Consider the following 20,845-nt stretch of genomic DNA (forward strand, 5'->3'; position numbering starts at 1 on the left):
CCCACCACCTTGCAGCCAGATGAACGGTAAATTCTTGGAATCGTTCAAAACGTCACAAAACTGCCACTTACGACCACTATGGTGCTTTTGACGCATTCCAGTTGCATTGTTTGCAATTGAATGTCCGTCAGGCGGTTACCATGCGCATGAAGGCGCGCTCGGTTTTCCGCGCCATTTCATCCAAACTCAGCCCCTGCCCCTAAGGCGGCTGGACAACCGCCAAGGGCTCTGCCAAGCGCCGGTGTCATGACCGCTCAGACCCCTGTGAATTCGCCCAATTCGCTGCGTTCGTACCCCGACGAGTCGGGCCACTTCGGCCAGTTCGGCGGGCGCTACGTCGCCGAGACGCTGATGCCGCTCATTCTCGATCTGGAGAAGGAGTACCGCGGAGCGAAACAGGATCCCGCGTTCCAGGCGCAGTTCGACGACCTGCTCAAGACTTTCGTCGGCCGCCCGAGCCCGCTCTACCCCGCGCCGCGCATCACCGAGCATTTCCGCAAGCTCGCGCCTGCCGGGAAGGGTCCGAAGATCTACTTCAAGCGCGAAGACCTGAATCACACCGGCGCGCACAAGATCAACAACTGCATCGGCCAGATCCTGCTCGCCATGCGCATGGGCAAGACGCGGATCATCGCGGAGACCGGCGCAGGCCAGCACGGCGTCGCCACCGCCACCGTCGCGGCGCGCTTCGGCCTGCCCTGCACGATCTTCATGGGCGCCAAGGACGTGGAGCGGCAGAAGCCCAACGTCTTCCGCATGAAACTGCTCGGCGCGGAAGTCCGTCCCGTCACCAGCGGCGCGGAGACGCTCAAGGACGCGATGAACGAGGCGCTGCGCGACTGGGTCGCCAACGTCCATGACACCTTCTACATCATCGGCACCGCCGCCGGCCCGCACCCGTACCCGGAACTCGTCCGCGACTTCCAGAGCGTGATCGGCACCGAAACGCGCGAGCAGATTGTGGAGGCCGAGGGCCGCCTGCCCGACATGCTGGTGGCCGCCGTGGGTGGCGGATCGAATGCGATCGGCATGTTCCACCCCTTCCTCGACGACGCCGAAGTGGCGATGGTCGGCATCGAGGCCGCCGGTCACGGCATCGAGAGCGGCCAACACGCCGCCTCGCTGATGGGCGGGCGTCCGGGCATCCTCCACGGTAACAAGACCTACCTGCTGCAGGACGAGGACGGCCAGATCACCGAGGCCCACTCGATCAGCGCCGGTCTCGACTATCCCGGCCTCGGCCCCGAGCATTCGTGGCTGCATGAGGCAGGCCGCGTGCGCTACGTGCCGATCACCGACAACGAGGCGCTCGAAGCGTTCCAGCTCTGCTGCGCGCTGGAAGGCATCATCCCGGCGCTGGAAAGCGCCCACGCCCTCGCCGCGCTGCCGCAACTGACGGCCGAGCTGGACGAGGACAAGCTGCTCGTCGTCAACGTCTCGGGTCGGGGCGACAAGGACATCTTCACGGTGGCCGAGGCGCTGGGGGTCGAGCTTTGAAAAAGGGTGGGTGGCAGCGGTCGCTGATCGACGCCGCCGTGCTCTGGATGGCGGTGTTCCCGGCAATCAGGGTTCTCGCCGACCTCGTCAGGGCACGGTCATTCGACCTTTCGGGCGCGGGCTACTACTGGGCCTTCGCGTTCCGGGGCAGTTGGACCGACATCGGCGTCAGCCTTGCCTATCTTGCAGTCTACATCGGCCTGACCGCCGCCATTCTCCGCTATTCCGGAAAGACGCTGTTCTCCTGATGACCCGCTTCGCAAACGCTTTCGCCAAAGGCCCCGCGCTCGTCTGCTTCATCACTGGGGGCGACGGCGACACCGCATCGAACCTCGACGCGCTCGTCGCGGGCGGCGCCGACGTGATCGAACTGGGCATGCCCTTCACCGATCCCATGGCGGACGGCCCGGCGATTCAGGAAGCGAACCTGCGCGCGCTCGCCAAGGGCACGCGCACGGCGGACATCTTCCGCATCGCCACCGAGTTCCGCCAGCGCCATCCCAACGTGCCGCTGGTGCTGATGGGCTACGCCAACCCGATGACCATCCGCGGCCCCGAATGGTTCGCCGAGGAATGCGCGAAGGCGGGCGTCGACGGCGTGATCTGCGTCGACATTCCCAGCGAGGAAGACGCCGCGCTTGGCCCTGCCCTGCGCGAAAAGGGTGTATCGCTCATCCGCCTCGCCACCCCGACCACCGACGCGGCGCGACTGCCCAAGGTGCTGGAGGGCTCCTCGGGCTTCCTCTACTATGTCTCGGTCGCAGGCATCACCGGCATGCAGCAGGCTGCGCAGGGATCGATCGAGGAGGCGGTGGCACGGCTCAAGGCTGCCAGCGACATTCCCGTCGCGGTCGGCTTTGGCGTGCGCACGCCCGAACAGGCCGCCGCCATCGCCAAGGTCGCGGACGGCGTCGTGGTGGGCTCGGCCTTCATCGACATCGTCAAGCAGTACGGTGACGCTGCGCCGGGTCCGTTGCAGGACTACACCGCATCGCTTGCACAGGCGGTCCATTCGGCCCGATAAGCTCCGCGTAAGGGCTTCGACAAGCTCGAGAGGATGCCATGAAGGATTTCGCCGTGTCGGACGCACCTGCCGTCCAGGCGCAGCTGGATCGCCTTGCTGCCCTGTCGCTGCCGCAAGGGCGCATCGGGCTGGAAGCGATTCGCGAATTGCTGTCGCGCCTTGGCGACCCGCATTTGCGTATTCCGCCCGCCTTCCACGTCGCGGGGACCAATGGCAAGGGATCGACCTGCGCCTTCCTGCGCGCGATCCTTGAGGCACAGGGCTACAAGGTCCACGCGATCACCAGCCCGCATCTGGTGCGCTACAACGAACGCATCCGCGTCGCGGGCGAGCTTGTCGGCGACGATGAACTTGCCAGCCTGTTGGCCGAAGTGCTGGACGCTGCGCAGGGCCTCGAAGTCAGCTTCTTCGAGACGACCATCGCCGCCAGCTTCCTCGCCTTCGCGCGTCACCCGGCGGATGTGTGCGTAATCGAGGTCGGCCTCGGCGGCCGGTTCGATGCCACCAACGTGCTGCCCGCGCCGCTGGTCTGCGGCATCGCGACGCTCGGCATCGACCACGAGCGCTTCCTCCTCGCGCCCGAGGACGGCACGCCGGTGGAACCGCTCACCCGCATCGCCTTCGAGAAGGCAGGCATCCGCCGTTCGCATGTTCCGCTCGTGACACAGGCCTATCCGCAGGCCGTCGCCGCGTTCCTCCAGTCGCTCGCGGCATCGGAGGACGTGCCCCTCGCTTCCCGCGACGAGGCATGGAAGGCGCAGGCCACCCGCGACGCCATCTGGTTCGAGGATCGTAACGGATCGCTCACGCTGCCCCTGCCCGAAATGCCCGGCGCGCATCAGGCCGACAACGCCGCGCTCGCCGTCGCCATGCTGCGCGCGCAGGACGTGCTGCGGATCGACCCGCAAGCCTACGCCGAGGGCATCCGCAGCGCGCATTGGCCTGCCCGGATGCAGCTTCTGGGCGACGGCCCCCTCACCCGCATCGTCCCCGGCACGCCGGTCTGGCTCGACGGCGGACACAACCGCGATGCGGGGCTGGCGCTGGAGAAGTTCCTGCGCGAACGCGAGATCGCCCCGCACCTCATCCTCGGCATGATCGCGGGCAAGGATCCCGGCGCGCTGCTCGATCCGCTGCATCCGCTGGTAGAGAGCGTGACGCTGGTTCCCGTGCCCGGCCACGATCACCACGCGCCGGAAGCCTTCGCAGGCTGGGGCGAAACCTCGACCGCCCCGGACGTGGCTAGCGCCCTGCGCGAACTGGAGAAGCGCCAGCCTCGCGCGGTGCTGATTGCGGGATCGCTCTATCTGGCGGGCGCAGTTCTGGGCACGAACGGAGAACTGCCGGACTGACGACGTCCTATTCGTCAGCCCCGACCTCGCCCGCTGACCCTAGTGCCTGATCGACCAGCCCGGTGCGGCTCAGCCACCAGAACAGCGCGATGCCCGGCAGCGACAGCACCGTGGTGAGCAGGTAGAAGTTCACGTAGCCCATCGCCTCGATCAGCGCGCCCGCCGTGGTACCGGTCGCCAGCCTGCCGACGACGCTCGCGCCCGCAGAGATCAGCGCATACTGGGCTGCCGTATAGCGCAAGTCGCACAGGGCCGAGAAATAGGCGATCACCACCACGCCGCCGTAGCCCGAAGCAATGTTCTCGAACCCGATGGCGCCCGCCATGCCCCAGTTGCTGTGCCCCGCCGCAGCCAGTGCAGCGAAGCTGAGGTTGGAAACGCCCATCAGCACCAGCGAGAGCATGACCGAGCGCTTGAGCCCCAACCGCGCATAAGCGACGCCGCCGATAAACACGCCGATCATGTAGGCCCAAAAGCCCAGCCCGATATCGTAGATCGCGATCTCGTCATTGCTGAAGCCAAGGTCGTCGAACAGCAGGCGGAACGTCAGGTTCGCCAGCGTGTCACCGATCTTGTGGACGAGGATGAACAGCAGGACGAGGAACGCACCGTTGCGGCGGAAGAACTCGGCGAAAGGCCCGGCGATCGAGGACCAGACTTCGGCGAGGCCCTTCTTCTCGACCACGACCTTGCGTCGTTCCGGTTCGCCCAATACCAGCGCGGTCAGCATGGCAGGCAGCGCGAAGATCGCGCAGGCCGCATAGCCCGCGCCCCAGCCGTAGCGCGCCGACAGCACCAGCGCGAGCGCACCCGCGCCTGCCGAGCCGATGCGCCAGCCGTACTGGCTCATCCCCGACCCGGTGCCGAGTTGGTAGGGCTTGAGCGTCTCGATGCGGTAGGCGTCGATCACGATGTCGAAGCTCGCGCCCGCGACGCCCACCAGCACGGCGGCCAGCACGGTCGCGCCGATGTCCGCCGCCGGGTCCACCATCGCGAGGTTCAGCACGGCGGCAATCACGGCCACGCCGCAGACCAGCATCCACGACACGCGCTGGCCCATGCGATGCAGCACCGGCAGGTGAACGCCGTCGATGATCCAGGCCCAGAATATCTTGAGGTTGTAGACCAGGAACGCCAGCGTGAAGGCGGTGACGGTCTTCTTGTCGATCCCGTCCTGCGCCAGTCGCGTCGTCAGCGTCGCGCCGATCATCGCATAGGGAAAGCCCGAGGACAGCCCCAGCATGAAGGCCGCGATCGACTCCTTCTCGGTATAAGGTTTGATCGAGGCCCAGACGCCGCGACGCTCATCGGTGCTAACGGCGTCCACGCCTGTCTCCTGCAATGCGAACCGGATCGCAACTTAGCGGGCGGTTTCGCGAAGGGAAGGCTGGATGAAGAGGCGATCAACAGGTATGGGCGCTCGAATGTCCAAACCTCCCAGCAGATCAGGCGGCCCCGGCCGCGGCGGCCCCTCCCGTGGTGGAGCCGGTGGCGGCTCACGCGACAGCGGACGCGGCAGCGCCCCCCGTGGCGGTCCGAGGGGAAGCGCGCCGCGCGACGGCGACGGTGGCAGCCGCTCCCAGCGCGGGGCCACGCATCGCGACGGGACGCGGCGGGATGCGCCGCGTATCGGCAGCCGCGAGGATTTCCGCGAGGAACTGCGCGGCGGCAAGCCTCGCCGCGCGCCTGCACGCGATGGCGCACCTCGCAGCGCCGAGCCGCGTGGTGGCGACCGAACCGAACGTCGCGGCGAGCGACCGGCCGAACGCCGCGATGGCCCTGCCCCGCGCAGCGCGACGACGCGCGACGGTGCGCCCCGCCGTGGCCCTGCCCGTGATGGCGCCCGTGACGCTGGCCGTGACGGCTATCGCGATGGTCCGTTCCGTGGGCCCCGCTCCGATTCTCGCGGTGAAGCACGCGCTCCCCGGCCCAATACCCGACCGGGCCCCGCACCGCGCGCCGCCGCGCCGACGCCAAAGGATCCCTCGCTCCCCGCACGCGAAGGCGATCGCATCGCCAAGCTGCTCGCCCGCGCCGGCATCGCCAGCCGCCGCGAGGTGGAGCGCCTGATCATCGAGGGCCGCGTCAAGCTGGACGGTGCGGTGATCGAGACGCCCTCGACCGTGCTGACGTCGCTGCGCGGCGTTACGGTGGATGACAACCCGGTGGCCGAGGCGGAAGGCACCCGCCTGTTCCTCTTCCACAAGCCCGCCGGTCTCATCACCGCCGAGCGCGATCCCGCCGGTCGCCCGACGATCTACACCGCGCTGCGCAACGCCCTGCCCCCGGGCACCGGGCGCGTGATGCCGATCGGCCGCCTCGACCTCAACACCGAGGGTCTGCTGCTGCTGACCAACGACGGCGAGTTCAAGCGCCAGCTGGAACTGCCCGCCACCGGCGTGCCGCGCACCTACCGCGCGCGCACTTTCGGCGACATCACGCAGGCGCAGCTCGAAGACCTGATGGAGGGCATCGAGGTCGACGGTGTGATCTACGGCAAGATCGACGCCAACATGGAGCGCCGCACCGGGCGCAACCAGTGGATCGAGATGACGCTGACCGAAGGCAAGAACCGCGAGGTCCGCCGCGTTCTGGAGGCCCTCGGCCTGCAGGTCAGCCGCCTGCTGCGCACGGCCTACGGCCCGTTCCGCCTCGGCGATCTGCCCAAGGGCATGGCCGGCGAGATTTCGCAGCGTGATCTCGACAACTTCCGGCGCAGCCTCGCCACGGGTCAGGGCGGCCAGGGCGGAAAGACCGGAGCATGAGCGCAAACCTGCGCATCGTCGCGGGCGAGTGGCGCGGCCGCAAGCTCGCCGCGCCAGAGGGTGACACCACGCGGCCGACGGCGAACCGCACCCGTGAGACGCTGTTCTCCATGCTCGTCAGCCGCCTCGGCGACTTCGAGGGGCTGAAGGTCGCGGACCTGTTCGCCGGGTCCGGCGCGCTGGGGCTGGAGGCCCTGTCGCGCGGGGCAGCACATTGCCTGTTCGTCGATCAGGACGCCGCAGCGATCCGCGCCATCCGCAGGAACATCGCCAACCTGCAGGCGCAGACCCGCAGCGATGTGCGGGCATCCTCGGTCCTGTCGTTGGGCGCGGCGAAGGAGCCGCTGGATCTGGTGCTACTCGACCCGCCTTACGACACCGGCGCAGGCGCGGTGGCGGTGGACAAGCTGGCCCGGCTCGGCTGGATCGGCGAAGGCACCTGGGTGAGCCTGGAAACCGCCAAGGGCGAGAACGTCTCGATCAAGGGCTTCGAGGCCGACGCCACGCGCGATGTCGGCAAGGCCCGGCTGCACCTGCTGCGCCGCACAGCTTGACAAATATCGCCAAATAGGTTATATGGCCCAGCATCCGCCGGGTCTGACGTACAAGGGTTCGGCGGTGTATCGGGTCGGCGTCGTGGGCCGGGATGCGGTATCAAGCCGTAGCTACGCACCACGGTGTCCATCGAAGACCCGGACCGTCCTCTAGGCTCTGGCCCGGCCGTTCCCCCAACCGAGTATCTCGGCCTGGGAGCGGCTCTCCCGGAAGTCCCATGACCGATACCGACGCGAGCCCCAACGTCGGTCATACCGGACAGGTCCGATGGAATACAGGTCGAGCCGGGCTGCACTCCGCACCTACCCGGCCATTCGCAACGCGCTGTGGAAACAAACCCCCGCGTCCCGTCCGGACGCTCACGACGCCGACCCGATGTTCACTCTCGGATCCTCGCGTTTCTTCCCCCGGCGTTAGGCCCGCACTCGCCAGCGGGCGTTTTCGTGTGTCCGGCCCAAACGTTCGTCATTGCGAGCGCAGCGAAGCAATCCAGCGAAGCTCTATGCCGCTGGATTGCTTCGCTGCGCTCGCAATGACGAAGTGTGGGTGCGGGTAACGCCAATTCCTCCCCGAGCTTGTCTCGGGGAGGGGGACCGCCGCCGCAGGCGGTGGTGGAGGGGGAGAACCTTGCGCCAATCCCCCTCCGTCAGCGCTTCGCGCTTCCACCTCCCCGAGACAAGCTCGGGGAGGAATTGCTCCGCCTACACACCCCCGCGATTGCGGCAACTGTCGGTGACAGTCTTGCTGCAACGCGGATAGTCCTTGCCCATCGCGGTCGCAGGCGGCGGGGTCAGTGCGCCCTTGTAGGGACCGCCCTGATAGTTCTCGTCCGCAGGCATGGCTGGACGCGCGGCCTGGTTGGCGGTCTTCGGATCGGGCACCCCCGCCGTGGGTACGCCCGGTCCCGGAGGATTGGCCTGCCCGGCAGGCGTCGCGGGCGTTTCGCCCTTCATCTGCTGGATCACCGAATTCCACGCCATCTGGCGCTGTTCCGGCGTCATCTTGTAGATCTGGCCACGCTGGTCGGCGGTGAGCGCCCAGTAGCCCTTCTGCTGGTCGGTATTCAGCGTCCAGTAGTAGACCTTGTAATCGTTGGGCCAGCTTTCGTAGTCGGCCTTCTGCGCCGGGGTCCACGTATCGAACATCGCCTGTTGTTCGGTGGTCAATGTCGGCGCGGTGGTGGGAGCAGCAGGCGTCGGCGGCGGGGTCGGCATTTCGGTGGTCGCGGGGTCGGCAGGGGCGCTCTGGGCATGGATGGCGGCGGGAATCACCGTCAGGCCCAGCGCGGCGGAGCCGGCGAGCAGCAGCATGTTACGCATTTCTCACTCTCCGTGGTTTGTCTTGCTGTTCAAACGACGAAACCCGCCGGCGATTGTTCCTGAGCTGCGACGAAGCGGGCTTGCACCGGGCCACGCCGTTCCCTAGTTGTTCACGGTGAACAATCTGCAAGCCCCCTCCCCTGACGGCCACGGCGATCCGCTGATCGACGGCCTCAACGAGCCGCAGCGCGAAGCCGTGCTGACGACCGAAGGCCCCGTGCTGATGCTGGCGGGCGCGGGCACCGGCAAGACGGCGGCGCTGACCCGCCGCCTCGCCCATCTCGTCCGCAGCCGCCTTGCCTGGCCGAGCGAGATCCTCTGCGTCACCTTCACCAACAAGGCCGCGCGCGAGATGCGCGAGCGTGTCGGCCACCTCGTCGGCCCGGCGGTGGAGGGGATGCCCTGGCTCGGCACGTTTCACGCGATCGCCGCGAAGATGCTGCGCCGTCATGCCGAACTGGTGGGGCTGCAGAGCAACTACACGATCATCGACACCGACGACCAGCTGCGCCTCCTCAAGCAGCTGATCGTGGCCGAGGGGCTGGACGAGAAGCGCTGGCCCGCGCGCCAGCTGGCGGGGTGTATCGACCGCTGGAAGAACCGCGGCCTTAATCCCGCCGACCTCGACGCCGGGGAGAACGAAAGCTACGCCAACGGCAAGGGCCAGAAGTTCTACAAGCTCTATCAGGATCGCCTGAAGGCGGTGAACGCCTGCGATTTCGGCGACCTGCTGCTCCACATGCTCAACATCCTGCGCACCCACCGCGACGTGCTGGAGCAGTACCAGAACCGCTTCAAGTATGTCATGGTGGACGAATATCAGGACACCAATCAGGTCCAGTACCTGTGGCTGCGCCTGATCGCGCAGGGTCGCCAGAACATCTGCGTGGTCGGTGACGACGACCAGTCGATCTATTCCTGGCGCGGCGCGGAAGTGGCGAACATCCTGCGCTTCGAGAAGGACTTCCCCGGCGCCAAGGTCATCAAGCTGGAGCAGAACTACCGCTCCACGCCGCAGATCCTCGCCGCCGCATCGGGCCTGATCGACGAGAACACGCAGCGCCTCGGCAAGACCCTGTGGACCGAGCGCCATGCGGGCGACAAGGTGCGCGTCATCGGCGTCTGGGACGGGCCGGAGGAAGCCCGCCGCGTCGGCGACGAGATCGAACGGCTCGAACGCGAAGGCGCCCCGCTCGACCAGATCGCCATCCTCGTACGCGCGCAGTACCAGACTCGCGAGTTCGAGGATCGGTTCATCTCGATCGGCATGAAGTACCGCATCGTCGGCGGCTTCCGCTTCTACGAACGCGCCGAGATCCGCGATGCGCTGGCGTACCTGCGCGTCATCGCCCAGCCCGCCGACGACCTCGCGTTCGAACGCATCTACAACGCCCCCAAGCGCGGCCTCGGCGCCAAGGCGCTGGAGGCGCTGCACCGGCTGGCGCGCAATCGCGGCATCCCGCTGTCGAACGCCGCGATCGAGATCGCCGATACCGACGAACTTCCCGCCCGCGCGCGCAACACCTTCCTCGCCCTGATGCGCGACTTCGCGCGCTGGCGCGACCTGTCGGCCACCGAAGGCCCCGCCGACCTGCTGCGCACCGTCATGGACGAATGCGGCTACACCGACGCGCTGCAGGCGGAGAAGACCGCCGAGGCCAACGGACGGCTGGAAAATATCGCCGAACTCGCCCGCGCCATGGAGGAATACGACAGCCTCGGCGACTTCCTCGAACACGTCAGCCTCGTCATGGACAACGAGAATGCGGCGGACGAGGAGAAGGTCACGATCATGACCATGCACGCCGCCAAGGGGCTGGAATTCGACAACGTGTTCCTGCCCGGCTGGGAGGAAGGCGTGTTCCCCTCGCAGCGCGCGCTCGGCGAAGGCGGGCTCGCCAGCCTGGAGGAAGAGCGCCGCCTCGCCTACGTCGCGATCACGCGGGCGCGGCGCAAGTGCACGATCCTGCACGCCGCCAACCGGCGCATCTACGGCCAGTGGACCAGTTCCATCCCCTCGCGCTTCATCGCCGAACTGCCCGAGGAGCATGTCGACAGCGAGACCACGCTGTCCGGCGGCGCCTCGCTGTGGCGCGCGCAGTGGTCGGAGCATACCGATCCCTTCGCCGACGTCGCCCGCATGCAGCCAGCCCGCACCATCACGCGCGGCCCGGGCTGGCAGCGCGCGGCGGCTAAGGAATACGACGCCACGCCAAAGCGCGTGGTCGAAAGCACCCGCAGCGCCGCCAGCTTCGCCGCCAAGCCACGCACCGACATCGCCGTGGGCGCGCGCGTCTTCCACGAGAAGTTCGGCTACGGCGCGGTGATCGCGCAGGAAGGCAACAAGCTGGAGATCGAGTTCGAGCAGGCCGGCAACAAGCGCGTGCTCGACAGCTTCGTGAAGCCGGCTTGATAATTCCTCCCCGAGCTTGTCTCGGGGAGGTGGCAGTCACGTAGTGACTGACGGAGGGGGAATTTCCTGAACTCTCCCCCTCCACCACCGCTTCGCGGCGGTCCCCCTCCCCGAGCAAGCTCGGGGAGGAACATGTGCCCTCCCGATCAACCCCAATTACCGCGCCTGCGATCACCGGCAGCCCCGCAGCGATTGCCTCTCCCACCTCGCCCTGTACACTGGTTCAACACGAACGAGAGTAACAAGCGAGAGGTATTGGGAAGTGCTCAAATCAGCAGACGGCGGCCTGCGCCCGGTGCCGTTCCCGATCGACGATCCCGAACGCATCCCGGTAAAGCGCTACTACGACGCGGAATTCTATCAGGCGGAGCTGGACCACCTGTGGCCCCACGTCTGGCAGATGGCCTGCCGCGAGGAGCAGATTCCCGAGGTCGGCGACTGGATCGAGTACGAGAACGTCGGCAAGTCGGTCATCATCGTGCGCACGAAGACCGGGGTGAAGGCATTCCACAACGCCTGCCGCCACCGCGGCGTGCCCTTCGCGGGCGGATCGCCGCTCGGCTCCTCGCACCCGACCGCGCACGGCAACTGCGCGAAGTCCGGCTTCGTCTGCCCGTTCCACGGCTGGCGCTGGAACATGGATGGCGAGAACACGCTGGTCTACGGCAAGTACCTGTTCTCCGAACGCCAGATGGACGAGGACGACATCAACCTCATCCCCTGCCGCGCCGAAGTCTACGGCGGCTGCGTGTGGATCAACCATGACCATGATGCCCCCTCGGTGCGCGAGAGCCTCGGCCCCGTCGCCGAGCGGCTGGAGGCGCACAACCTCCACAAGCTGAAGGCGGAATGGTGCTACGGCACGGTACTCCCGGCGAACTGGAAGATCGCGATGGAAGCCTTCATGGAGGGCTACCACGTCATGCAGACGCACCCGCAGCTCCAGCATGCGGTGCCGACCATGTACGATTCGATGTACGCGATGGCGGAAAACCCGGACCGCCACCCGATGCTCGCCGATCCGGCGCTGACCATCGAGGAGAACATAGCCGCGCAGATCAAAAACATGGAACTGCTCAGCGAAGGCATGGCGGGCATGCTCCACGAGAAGGAAGTGGAGATCGCGAAGTCGCTCCAGCACGCGACGCAGGGACTGCCGGAGGACAAGGGGCAGGCCATGATGATGTGGCTGGGCATGGTCATGCATCAGGTCAGCGCCCAGCTGAAGGAGCGCGGCGAGCCCATCCCGGACCTCATCTCGGTCGCGCAGTCGGACCCGGTCAACGCGGTGGAGTTCCTTTTCCCGCACTACTTCCTGCTGCCCTACTTCAGCTCGATGTCGGCCTACCGCATCCGCCCGCTCGGCCCGGAAAGCTGCTTCTTCGAAATCTGGTCGCTGACCTTCTTCCCCGAGGGGCAGGAGCCCGAGCCGGTCATGGAGCCCATCGTGCTCCCGTTCGACAGCGCGGAATTCCCGCCGATCCCGCGGCAGGACTATTCGAACATCCCGATCCAGCAGAAGGGCCTGCACGCCAGCGGGTTCGAGTTCATGCGCCTGTCGAGCCGCGTCGAGGGGCTCATCAGCAACTACCAGCGCATCATCGACGGCTACCTGGCAGGCGTTCCGGCCGAGAAGCTGGCCGCCGCCAACAACAAGCTGGGCGGCAACTTCGATGGCGGGATCGAAGACCTCGGGTTCTGATCCCGGCGCTTGTCCCAAAATCCATCGCCCCTGCCTGCACGGGGGCGATGGTCCGTTACGCCATGCCGATGCCCGGCCCGGCGTGGCCACCCTCCCCCTTTTATCCGCTTGCACGACGTCCCCGCGCGACGTAACGCACGCGATGTTGCGAACGGACATGAGTCCAATCGCAACATCGATCGCGCCGGTGCTCCGAAAGGAGCTTAAAAGGGAACGCGGTGAGAGGGATCATCCCTCGAAGCCGAGGCTGTCCCTGCAACTGTAAGCGGTGAGCGCGATGCATATCGCGGCAGGCCAAGGTGCCCTGCCGCAGCCACTGGGCCGGACGCTAACTCCTGCGAGGCCTGGGAAGGCCGTGCATCGAGCGATGACCCGCGAGCCAGGAGACCTGCCAGCGTCCGGTCGCTCTTGCCTTGGTCCAGGGGATGGCCGCGGCACGGTGTACTCCGTCTGAGCGACGAACTTGCGGCCAGGCCGCAACGGCGGGTTTCGCCGGTCGCTCGTTCGCGCCCGGATTCCGCCGCTGCACTCGCGCGGGGATCGCCCTCACGCGGGAACCTGTCCGTTCGACTGGGAAACGCAACGGGGGTATCATTCATGAATACGAGAACTTTCCTTTCGTCCGTGATCCGTGCGGGCGCTTCGTGCTGCGCGCTGGCCATGGCGGCGACTTCGGCCCAGGCGCAGGAAGCCGCCGATGAAGGCGCGCCGGACAGCGCCGAGAACATCGTCGTCACCGCACGCAAGGCCGGCGTCCTGCAACTCGGCCAGCAGGCCGACGCCTCCAGCCGCCTCGGCCTGACGCCGATGCAGACACCCGCCAGCGTCGACGTCATCACCAAGGAGATGATCCGCAGCCTCGGCGACCGCACCGTCGTTGCCGCCGCCGCACGCGCGCCCGGCCTCATCAACAACAGCTCGGCCTTCGGTTACTCGCTGAGTTCGCGCGGGTTCACCGGCTACACCTCGGTGATGCAGCTCTATGACGGGATGCGCGTCTACACGACCACGACGCAGACCTTCCCCGCCGACCCGTGGATGGCGGAGCGTATCGAGGTACTGCGCGGCGCGGCCTCCGTGCTCTACGGCGAAGGCGGCATCGGCGGCGCGATCAACGTCGTGCGCAAGAAGCCCAACACCGAAGAGTTCGAGGGCGAAGTGCGCCTCAGCGGCGGCTCCTTCGACACTTACGCCGCGGCAGGCGGCATTGGCGGGCCGATCGGGGACCGGCTCTCCTACCGCGTCGATCTCAGCCACAATCGCTCGGACGGGTGGATGGAGCGCGGCCGTTCGCGCAGCCTCGCGCTGTCGGCGGCACTGCGCTACCAGGCCAGCGACGACCTCGTACTGACGCTGACCCACGACCGGGCCGACCTCGACCCGACGATCTGGTACGGCACGCCGCTGCGCGACGGAAAGCTGGTCCGCGATATCCGCAAGCAAAACTACAACGTCGCCGACCGCTCTCTGCGCTTCGACGATGCCTGGACGCAGGCGAAGGCCGAATGGACACCCGCCGAGGGCGTGACCATCACCAACGTCGCCTACTACCTCACCGGCTTCAAGCACTGGCGCAATGCGGAGGGCTACGCCTGGTCCGGCGACCAGATCCGGCGGTCGAGCTACCTCGAAATCTTCTACAAGACCAAGCAGTGGGGCGACCGCTTCAACGCGGTGTTCGACCATACCCTGTTCGGACTGGAGCACCGCCTGAGCCTTGGCGGCGAGTACAACACCGGCTCGCTGCTGCGCACCGACAGTTCGCCCAACAGCCGCTTCGACCTCGTCGACCCCTACGACTACACGCCGGGCACGTTCCTCGACGGTACGTTCGGCACCCGGTACAAGTACAAGACCGATGTCGAGCAATGGGCGTTGTTCGGGGAGAGCCGCCTGTCGTTCTCCGACCGCCTCTCGCTGGTGACGGGCCTGCGCTACGACCGCCCGAAGACCGAACGGCACGACGCGCTCGACCCGACTGCGGACTATACCGCGCATTATCCCAGCACGAGCTGGCGCGCGGGGCTGGTCTACAACCCGGCCGACAACATCTCACTCTATGCGCAGTACTCCGCCGCCGCCGATCCCGTCACCGCCCTCCTCACCGCCACGCTCGCGCAGACCAGCTTCGACGTGTCGACCGGACGGCAATGGGAGGCCGGGCTCAAGGCGACCTTCCTCGACGGGCGCGGCGAGTTCACGCTGTCGGGCTACCGCATCGTCAAGAAGAAGATCCTCACCCGCTCAGCGAACGACCCCACGATTTCGGTGCAGGTCGGCCAGCAGTCGTCCTACGGCGTCGAAGCCTCGTTCGGGCTGGCGGTGACGAAGACCTTCAGCATCCTCGCCAACGGCACGATCCTCAACGCGCAGTACGACGACTTTACCGAACTCGTCGGCACCACGCTCGTCAGCCGCGACGGCAACATGCCCATCGGCGTCGCCGAGAAGGCGGCGAACCTGTGGCTGTCATGGCGCCCCGTAGAGCCGCTGCACCTCGACGCCGGGCTTCGCTACGTCGGCGAGCGCTATTCGGACGCGGCGAACACGCGGCGCATTCCGGCGTACACGCTGGTCGATGCATCCGCCCGCTACGACTTCGGCGACAAGACCAGCGGCACGCTCAACCTGCGCAACGTGTTCGACAAGATCTACGTGCAGAACAGCTACTCCACCTCGCAGTGGGTGCTGGGCGAACCGCGCAGCGTCGCGGTGACGTTCGAGCAGCGGTTCTGACGATGGCGGCGAGGCGGGAACCGGGCTGGCGCGAGATCGTCCCTCGCCTGCTGGCGGCGAGCATCGGCGCCTATGCGCTGTGTTATGCATGGATCGGCGCGGCGGTACGGCTGCTGCCGATGGCCATGCCGATCGACGGCGTCGATGCCAACATCCTCGCCACCTGCCTCGCCTTCATCCTGTTCGTGGTGGTGGCGCTGCGAGCCTTCGCGCTGCGCAGCGCCCTGCGCGTCTGGGTGGAACTGCTAACGGGGACGGCCCTGCCGCTCTGCCTGCTGCTGGGATCGAGCCGATGAAGGATACGCTGCGCCAGTCGATGGGCTGGCTGCATACCTGGTGCGGACTGCTGTTCGGGTGGGTGCTGTTCGGCGTGCTGCTGACCGGCTCGCTCGCGGTGTTCTACACCGAGATGAACCTCTGGACGACGCCCGAACTGCGCTCTCCCGTCGCCATCGGCCGGGAGCGTGCGGTACGGATCGGGCGCGACTACCTTACCCGGATTGCCCCGGAAGCGCGGCAATGGCGGATCGTCATCCCGACCCCGCGCGAACCGGTATTGCGTCTCGTCTGGACCGACCAGAAGGGCAAGGCGACCACGCACCGGCTGGATCCGCAGACCGGCGCACGCATCCCGCGCGACATGGACGCCGGGTTCTTCTTCATGCGCTATCACTACACGCTGGGGATAGACCGCAAGGCAAGCCAGCTCGGTTTCCTGATCGTCGGTGCGGCTGGGCTCGCCATGCTCGTGGCCTCGATCAGCGGGGTCATCATCCACAAGCGGATATTCCGGGACTTCTTCGTGTTCCGCCCCAGCGGTTCGCGCCAGCGGGCATGGATGGACGCCCACAACGTGTTCTCGGTGCTGCCGCTGCCGTTCCACGTCATGATGGCCTATACCGGGCTCGTCCTGATCTATTACGCCTACATTCCCGCAGGCGTCGCCATGCTCAACGGTGGCGACACCAAGGCCTATCAGCGCGAAGCCGCGCAATCGCGCTACGTCGACGTCGAGACCCCGCCGGGACCGCCCCGCCGCACCGTGGACCTGATGCCCCTGGTCGCGCGCGCCGAACGGGCATGGGGCGGAGGCCCTGCCGTGAACATCTACGTAAGCCATCCCGATCGCGCCAACGCCGCCGTCGAGATCTGGCGCCAGCGCGACGATCGCATCGCCAACTTCCCTGACCGCGTCGCGTTCGACGGCAGCGACGGCAGGCTGCTGCGCGTGCAGGTGCAGCGCTCCCACGCGCGCGAGACGCAGGCGTTCCTCGCCGGACTGCACTTCATCGAATGGGGCGGCACGGCGGCGCGGTGGCTCTACTTCCTGACCGGGCTGTGCAGCGCGGCAATGGTCGCGGCAGGACTGGTGCTGTTCACCGAAAAGCGCAGCCGCCGCGCGGCTTCGGCATTCGAGACGATGGCGAGCAGGATCACCGTGGCCGCAGTCGCCGGCAACATGATCGCCTGCGCCGCCTATCTCCATGGCGAACGGATGCTGCCCATCGAAATGACGGACCGGCGCGCGACCGCCGCCTCGATCTACTTCCTTGCCTGGCTCGCCTGTCTGATCCACGCAGGCCTGCGCCCCTGGTCGAAGGGCTGGAGCGAACAGTTGCGCGTCGGCGCCCTGCTCTGCGTGCTCCTCCCGGCAGGCACCGCGTTCGCAGGCCTGCCACTTCCGACCACGCTGGCGCGAGGCGACTGGATACGCGCCGGAGCCGACCTGACCGCCATCGCGCTCGGCGCTGCATTGTGGCTTGCGGCACGGAAGATCGAATCACGAAAGGCGATCGCGGCATGATGCACCCGATGTTCGCGGCGCTGCCGCTTGCCGCCGCAGGGTTTCACGCGATTCAGCGCGGTATTTTGAAGGATGTGACCAAGCACCCGCTCACCAGCAAGCTGACCGGAGCCGCCCTTCTCGCTATAGCAGGTGTCATTATGGCCTTGTGCTGCGAAACGGCAGTCATCGGCGCCATGCTCTGGTTGTTCTGCGTGCTGCCGCTGGCCGCGCTTCCGACCATCTTCGCGCGAACATCGCCGACGAAACCCCGCCGGTGAAGGCCGAGGAGCTTGTGGCATGGTCACACATGAAAATGGAATGGTGAGCCCTGCTGGGTTCGAACCAGCGACCTACTGATTAAAAGTCAGTTGCTCTACCGACTGAGCTAAGGGCCCCCGTTGACGCGAGGCGTTCCGGTCGGGGTCACCTAGGGGCGACGCGCGGCTTGGTCAAGCGGGCTCGCAATTGTCCCACAGTCAGGTTCGTCAATGGATCGCGCCAGCGGCTCGCGATCGTGACGGCCGGGTCGAGCACGAAGCGCCTTTCGCGAAAGGCCCGGTGCGGGATGACGAGGTCGTCCTCGCCATAGGCGCCGCCGTTCCACAGCACGATGTCGAGGTCGAGCACGCGCGCCGACCAGGGGTGGCCGGAGCGGCGACGGCCGAACTTGTGCTCGATGCGGTGCAGCTTGTGCAGCAGTTCGTCAGGCTCGCGCTTGGAACGGACCAGCGCGACGGCATTGGCATAGCGACGGCGCGAGGGGCCGAGCGGCGCGCTCTCCACGACCGGAGACGCAGCGATGACTTCCAGCTTGCCGCGATCGAGCGCCGCAAGAGCGGCGGCGAGGACGCGGCGGGGTGAGCCGTGGCGATGGTGGCGCATGTTCGATCCCAGCGCCACCAGATAGCGATGCTTGCCCATGCGCGCCCTTCCCCCTTTTGCGTTCAGATATCCTGCGCGATGCGCGTGTAGAGCTGCGGCCGGCGATCGCGGAAGAAGCCCATGCCCGCACGATGCGTCGCCGCGCGCGAAAGGTCCAGCGTCGCGACCAGGACGCCGGTTTCGTCGCGGTCGTATTCCGCCACGTAATCGCCCCATTCGTCGGTGATGAATGAGTGGCCGTAGAACGTCTGCTCGCTGCCGCATTCGACTTCCGCGCCGATGCGGTTGGCGGCGATCACCGGCATGCAGTTCGACACCGAATGGCCGACCATCGCCCGGCGCCACATGCGGCTGGTGTCGAGCGAAGCGTCGTAGGGCTCCGAGCCGATGGCGGTGGGGTAGAACAGCAGTTCCGCCCCCATCAGCGCCATGACGCGCGCGGCCTCGGGGTACCACTGGTCCCAGCAGATGCCGACGCCGATGCGGGTGCCGAACACGTCCCACACCTTGAAACCGTCGTTGCCGGGGCGGAAGTAGTACTTCTCCTCATAGCCCGGACCGTCGGGGATGTGGCTCTTGCGGTAGGTGCCCATGATCTCGCCGTCGGCGTCGATCATGGCGAGCGTGTTGTAATAGTGGTGCCCGTCCCGCTCGAAGAAGCTGGTCGGGATAGCGATCTTCAGCTTCGCGGCGAGCGCCTTCATCGCGATCACCGAGGGATGCTCCGCGGTCGGGCGGGCGGTCGCGAAGATAGCTTCGTCCTCGACCTTGCAGAAGTAGGGGCCGGAGAACAGCTCGGGCGGCAGCACGACCTGTGCGCCCTTCCCGGCCGCGTCCTCCACCAGCGCGGAGACGGCGGCGATGTTTTCCTGCTCATCGGCCGAACCGAGGGCGAGTTGCAGGGCGGCGACGGTGATCTGGCGGGGGCTCTGGGTCATGGCGCCCCAGTTATGGATTGCGCGCCCCCAAGTCCAGACCGGCGCGGTCTATGTCGTATTGCGGCACCGGCCCACGCCCCCACCCGACCACCCGCAGGATACTACCGTTGGGTGGTCGGGTGGGGGCGTGGGCCGGTGCCGCCAAATCCGCCTGCGGCGGATTTGCTAAACCGAATCAACCACGCTTGCGAAACAGCAGGGTCATGCGGTCGCTTTCGCCGATGGCCTGATACTTCGCCTTGTCCTGCTCCTTGAGCGCGAGCGTGGGCGGCAGGGTCCAGACGCCATCGGGCCAGTTGGCGCTGTCCTTCGGGTTGGCGTTGGCATCCGACTTCCCGGCGAGGTCGAAGCCCTGTGCCTCCATGAACCGGATCACGTCGGCTTCGCGCAGATAGCCCTTCGATCCGTCCGCATAGGCGTCCGGCGCATCCGCCTTGGCGCGATGCTGCTCGATACCGATCAGGCCGCCGGGCTTGAGCAGGCCGCGCATCTTCGCGATCTCGCTCTCGGCCATCTTCCACTGCATCATGTTGTGCATCATGCGCGGGATGACGATGACGTCGAAGGTTCCCTGCTCGCTCGCGGGCACCGCGTCGAGCGTGTAGGCGGCGAAGCGGTCCGCCGGCATGCCGGTGAACTTGGCGACATCGGCCGCGTAACCGGCAGCGCCCTTGCGGATGCCTTCCTGCCGCTTGGCGTCGAACGCGGTGCTGGTGGCATCGAAATAGAGGCCGACGAGATGCCCCTGCTCGCCGAGGTAGAGCCCGAGGAAGCGCGAATACCATTCCCCGCCCGGCGCATATTCGCCGACCTTCGACTGCGGCGTGATATGGAAGAATGAGAGAGTTTCCACCGGGCGGCGATACTGGTCGCGGGCGCGGTCGGCCTGGCGCAACGGGTTGGCGGCGACGCTCTCCAGAGCCGCCTTGCATCCCTTGCAGTCCTCGACCTTGGCGGGCTTCTGGGCAGCCTGCACGGTGAGCGGAACCGCCACGAGGGCAAGCAGCGAGGTCAGGGTCAGCAGGGCGCGGCGCATCAGGCTCTCTCCTCGTGGATTTGAACGCTCAATTCGGAACGGCGCGAGACTACTCGACCTCGGGGCAATGACAAGTGAGCGGACGCACCCTATCTAGCCGCCAACGCTTTCGAATTGAGGACAGTGACGAAGATGGAAACGGCAATCCTGGCTGGCGGGTGCTTCTGGTGCACCGAAGCGGTCTTCCGCGACGTGGTCGGCGTGAGCACGGTGGAGAGCGGCTATATCGGCGGCTCGGTTGAGAACCCGACCTACAAGCAGATCTGCACCGGCAACACGGGCCATGCTGAGGCGATCCGCATCACTTACGACCCGGCCGTGATCTCCTATGCAGACGCGCTCGACGTGTTCCTGGGCACCCACGACCCGACGCAGCTCAACCGACAGGGCAACGACATCGGCACGCAGTACCGCTCGGCGATCTTCCCGCTGGGCGACTCGCAGCGCGAAGAGGCTGCCGCGGCGATCGCACGCTGGGACGGCGAACATCCCGGCGAGAAGGCCGTGACCACGATCGAAGGCCCGGCCATCTGGTATCCGGCCGAGGACTATCATCAGGAATACTGGGAAGGCGAAGGCCAGCGCAATCCGTACTGCCTCGCCGTAATTCCGCCCAAGCTGATGAAGCTGCGCAAGAGCTTCCAGAACAAGGTGAAGGCATAAGGAACGTCAGCGTCGTCCCGGCACAAGTCCGGGACGACGCGTCGCTCTTAAGCCGATTCGTTCACAATTCGTGAATCCCGCAGTAACCAGCGAAACCCTGTTCCGTGCAGGGACGGTGCGGAACTCGCGCTTTTCAAATAGCCACGTAAATATACTGAGCCCGGCAAGCACTTCCGC

At 66.7% G+C, this 20,845-nt stretch carries 18 protein-coding genes, 1 tRNA gene and 1 riboswitch; of the genes, 13 read left to right on the plus strand and 6 right to left on the minus strand.

Annotated features, from left to right (window positions below; all coding sequences use genetic code 11):
* Positions 1–246 precede the first annotated feature (246 nt).
* Genes trpB through LO787_RS00605 form a run of 4 tightly spaced genes read left to right on the plus strand, consistent with a single transcriptional unit; the run spans position 247 to position 3,873 of the window.
* Complete coding sequence (gene trpB / locus LO787_RS00590) at positions 247–1,497, plus strand: tryptophan synthase subunit beta (protein ID WP_232493956.1); 1,251 nt, start codon at positions 247–249, stop codon at positions 1,495–1,497.
* Positions 1,494–1,745 carry a hypothetical protein gene (locus LO787_RS00595; protein WP_232493957.1) on the plus strand — a complete coding sequence of 84 codons (252 nt, stop codon included), beginning with the start codon at positions 1,494–1,496 and terminating at the stop codon, positions 1,743–1,745. Before trpB ends, LO787_RS00595 begins: the two co-directional genes overlap by 4 nt.
* On the plus strand, positions 1,745–2,521 hold the full coding sequence (gene trpA / locus LO787_RS00600) for a tryptophan synthase subunit alpha (RefSeq protein ID WP_232493958.1): 777 nt from the start codon (positions 1,745–1,747) through the stop codon (positions 2,519–2,521). The genes LO787_RS00595 and trpA overlap by 1 nt, the downstream gene beginning before the upstream one ends.
* A gap of 38 nt (positions 2,522–2,559) precedes the next feature.
* A complete protein-coding gene (locus LO787_RS00605; protein ID WP_232493959.1) occupies positions 2,560–3,873 on the plus strand; it encodes a bifunctional folylpolyglutamate synthase/dihydrofolate synthase in 1,314 nt (437 codons plus the stop codon).
* A 7-nt stretch (positions 3,874–3,880) separates the two neighbouring features.
* Here LO787_RS00605 and LO787_RS00610 read toward each other — a convergent pair whose 3' ends face one another.
* The gene (locus tag LO787_RS00610) at positions 3,881–5,200 is read right to left on the minus strand and encodes an AmpG family muropeptide MFS transporter (RefSeq protein WP_232493960.1); all 1,320 of its coding nucleotides are present in this window, start codon (positions 5,198–5,200) and stop codon (positions 3,881–3,883) included.
* A 97-nt stretch (positions 5,201–5,297) separates the two neighbouring features.
* Here LO787_RS00610 and LO787_RS00615 point away from each other — a divergent pair, with 97 nt between their 5' ends.
* Positions 5,298–6,638: a pseudouridine synthase gene (locus LO787_RS00615; RefSeq protein ID WP_232493961.1), complete on the plus strand. Its 1,341-nt coding sequence runs from the start codon at positions 5,298–5,300 to the stop codon at positions 6,636–6,638.
* A complete protein-coding gene (rsmD, locus tag LO787_RS00620; RefSeq protein ID WP_232493962.1) occupies positions 6,635–7,192 on the plus strand; it encodes a 16S rRNA (guanine(966)-N(2))-methyltransferase RsmD in 558 nt (185 codons plus the stop codon). The genes LO787_RS00615 and rsmD overlap by 4 nt, the downstream gene beginning before the upstream one ends.
* A 702-nt stretch (positions 7,193–7,894) precedes the next feature.
* Here the strand turns inward: rsmD and LO787_RS00625 are convergent.
* A complete protein-coding gene (locus LO787_RS00625; protein ID WP_232493963.1) occupies positions 7,895–8,512 on the minus strand; it encodes a hypothetical protein in 618 nt (205 codons plus the stop codon).
* A gap of 115 nt (positions 8,513–8,627) precedes the next feature.
* Between LO787_RS00625 and LO787_RS00630 the strand changes: the two genes are divergently transcribed.
* From LO787_RS00630 to LO787_RS00655, 6 genes are all read left to right on the plus strand, one after another.
* Complete coding sequence (locus tag LO787_RS00630) at positions 8,628–10,925, plus strand: ATP-dependent helicase (RefSeq protein ID WP_232493964.1); 2,298 nt, start codon at positions 8,628–8,630, stop codon at positions 10,923–10,925.
* A 262-nt stretch (positions 10,926–11,187) separates the two neighbouring features.
* Positions 11,188–12,627: an aromatic ring-hydroxylating oxygenase subunit alpha gene (locus LO787_RS00635; RefSeq protein WP_232493965.1), complete on the plus strand. Its 1,440-nt coding sequence runs from the start codon at positions 11,188–11,190 to the stop codon at positions 12,625–12,627.
* A gap of 170 nt (positions 12,628–12,797) precedes the next feature.
* Positions 12,798–13,037: riboswitch (cobalamin riboswitch) on the plus strand.
* 187 nt (positions 13,038–13,224) lie between these two features.
* Positions 13,225–15,363, plus strand: a complete 2,139-nt coding sequence (locus tag LO787_RS00640) for a TonB-dependent receptor (RefSeq protein WP_232493966.1) — start codon at positions 13,225–13,227, stop codon at positions 15,361–15,363.
* 2 nt (positions 15,364–15,365) lie between these two features.
* Complete coding sequence (locus LO787_RS00645) at positions 15,366–15,659, plus strand: hypothetical protein (RefSeq protein WP_232493967.1); 294 nt, start codon at positions 15,366–15,368, stop codon at positions 15,657–15,659.
* Positions 15,656–17,167 (plus strand): PepSY-associated TM helix domain-containing protein, encoded by a 1,512-nt coding sequence (locus LO787_RS00650; RefSeq protein ID WP_232493968.1) that lies wholly within the window; start codon positions 15,656–15,658, stop codon positions 17,165–17,167. Before LO787_RS00645 ends, LO787_RS00650 begins: the two co-directional genes overlap by 4 nt.
* Complete coding sequence (locus LO787_RS00655) at positions 17,164–17,427, plus strand: hypothetical protein (RefSeq protein ID WP_232493969.1); 264 nt, start codon at positions 17,164–17,166, stop codon at positions 17,425–17,427. Before LO787_RS00650 ends, LO787_RS00655 begins: the two co-directional genes overlap by 4 nt.
* Before the next feature lie 41 nt (positions 17,428–17,468).
* Here the strand turns inward: LO787_RS00655 and LO787_RS00660 are convergent.
* From LO787_RS00660 to LO787_RS00675, 4 genes are all read right to left on the minus strand, one after another.
* A tRNA-Lys gene (locus LO787_RS00660) sits at positions 17,469–17,544 on the minus strand.
* A gap of 28 nt (positions 17,545–17,572) precedes the next feature.
* On the minus strand, positions 17,573–18,070 hold the full coding sequence (folK, locus tag LO787_RS00665) for a 2-amino-4-hydroxy-6-hydroxymethyldihydropteridine diphosphokinase (protein WP_232493970.1): 498 nt from the start codon (positions 18,068–18,070) through the stop codon (positions 17,573–17,575).
* 23 nt (positions 18,071–18,093) lie between these two features.
* The gene (aguB, locus tag LO787_RS00670) at positions 18,094–18,969 is read right to left on the minus strand and encodes an N-carbamoylputrescine amidase (protein ID WP_232493971.1); all 876 of its coding nucleotides are present in this window, start codon (positions 18,967–18,969) and stop codon (positions 18,094–18,096) included.
* Between the two features lie 175 nt (positions 18,970–19,144).
* A complete protein-coding gene (locus tag LO787_RS00675; RefSeq protein WP_232493972.1) occupies positions 19,145–20,005 on the minus strand; it encodes a class I SAM-dependent methyltransferase in 861 nt (286 codons plus the stop codon).
* A 132-nt stretch (positions 20,006–20,137) separates the two neighbouring features.
* Here LO787_RS00675 and msrA point away from each other — a divergent pair, with 132 nt between their 5' ends.
* Positions 20,138–20,668, plus strand: coding sequence for a peptide-methionine (S)-S-oxide reductase MsrA (msrA, locus tag LO787_RS00680; protein WP_232493973.1), 531 nt, complete (start codon positions 20,138–20,140; stop codon positions 20,666–20,668).
* Positions 20,669–20,845 lie beyond the last annotated feature (177 nt).

The sequence above is a fragment of the Novosphingobium kaempferiae genome (assembly GCF_021227995.1).
GTDB classification, from domain to species: domain Bacteria; phylum Pseudomonadota; class Alphaproteobacteria; order Sphingomonadales; family Sphingomonadaceae; genus Novosphingobium; species Novosphingobium kaempferiae.

Excerpts from the sequence above, each read along its gene's own strand:
- trpB (WP_232493956.1), top strand. The coding sequence starts at position 247 with ATGACCGCTCAGACCCCTGTGAATTCGCCCAATTCGCTGCGTTCGTAC.
- trpA (WP_232493958.1), top strand. The coding sequence starts at position 1,745 with ATGACCCGCTTCGCAAACGCTTTCGCCAAAGGCCCCGCGCTCGTCTGC.
- LO787_RS00605 (WP_232493959.1), top strand. The coding sequence starts at position 2,560 with ATGAAGGATTTCGCCGTGTCGGACGCACCTGCCGTCCAGGCGCAGCTG.
- LO787_RS00615 (WP_232493961.1), top strand. The coding sequence starts at position 5,298 with ATGTCCAAACCTCCCAGCAGATCAGGCGGCCCCGGCCGCGGCGGCCCC.
- rsmD (WP_232493962.1), top strand. The coding sequence starts at position 6,635 with ATGAGCGCAAACCTGCGCATCGTCGCGGGCGAGTGGCGCGGCCGCAAG.
- LO787_RS00625 (WP_232493963.1), bottom strand. The coding sequence starts at position 8,512 with ATGCGTAACATGCTGCTGCTCGCCGGCTCCGCCGCGCTGGGCCTGACG.
- LO787_RS00640 (WP_232493966.1), top strand. The coding sequence starts at position 13,225 with ATGAATACGAGAACTTTCCTTTCGTCCGTGATCCGTGCGGGCGCTTCG.
- LO787_RS00645 (WP_232493967.1), top strand. The coding sequence starts at position 15,366 with ATGGCGGCGAGGCGGGAACCGGGCTGGCGCGAGATCGTCCCTCGCCTG.
- LO787_RS00650 (WP_232493968.1), top strand. The coding sequence starts at position 15,656 with ATGAAGGATACGCTGCGCCAGTCGATGGGCTGGCTGCATACCTGGTGC.
- LO787_RS00655 (WP_232493969.1), top strand. The coding sequence starts at position 17,164 with ATGATGCACCCGATGTTCGCGGCGCTGCCGCTTGCCGCCGCAGGGTTT.
- folK (WP_232493970.1), bottom strand. The coding sequence starts at position 18,070 with ATGGGCAAGCATCGCTATCTGGTGGCGCTGGGATCGAACATGCGCCAC.
- aguB (WP_232493971.1), bottom strand. The coding sequence starts at position 18,969 with ATGACCCAGAGCCCCCGCCAGATCACCGTCGCCGCCCTGCAACTCGCC.
- LO787_RS00675 (WP_232493972.1), bottom strand. The coding sequence starts at position 20,005 with ATGCGCCGCGCCCTGCTGACCCTGACCTCGCTGCTTGCCCTCGTGGCG.
- msrA (WP_232493973.1), top strand. The coding sequence starts at position 20,138 with ATGGAAACGGCAATCCTGGCTGGCGGGTGCTTCTGGTGCACCGAAGCG.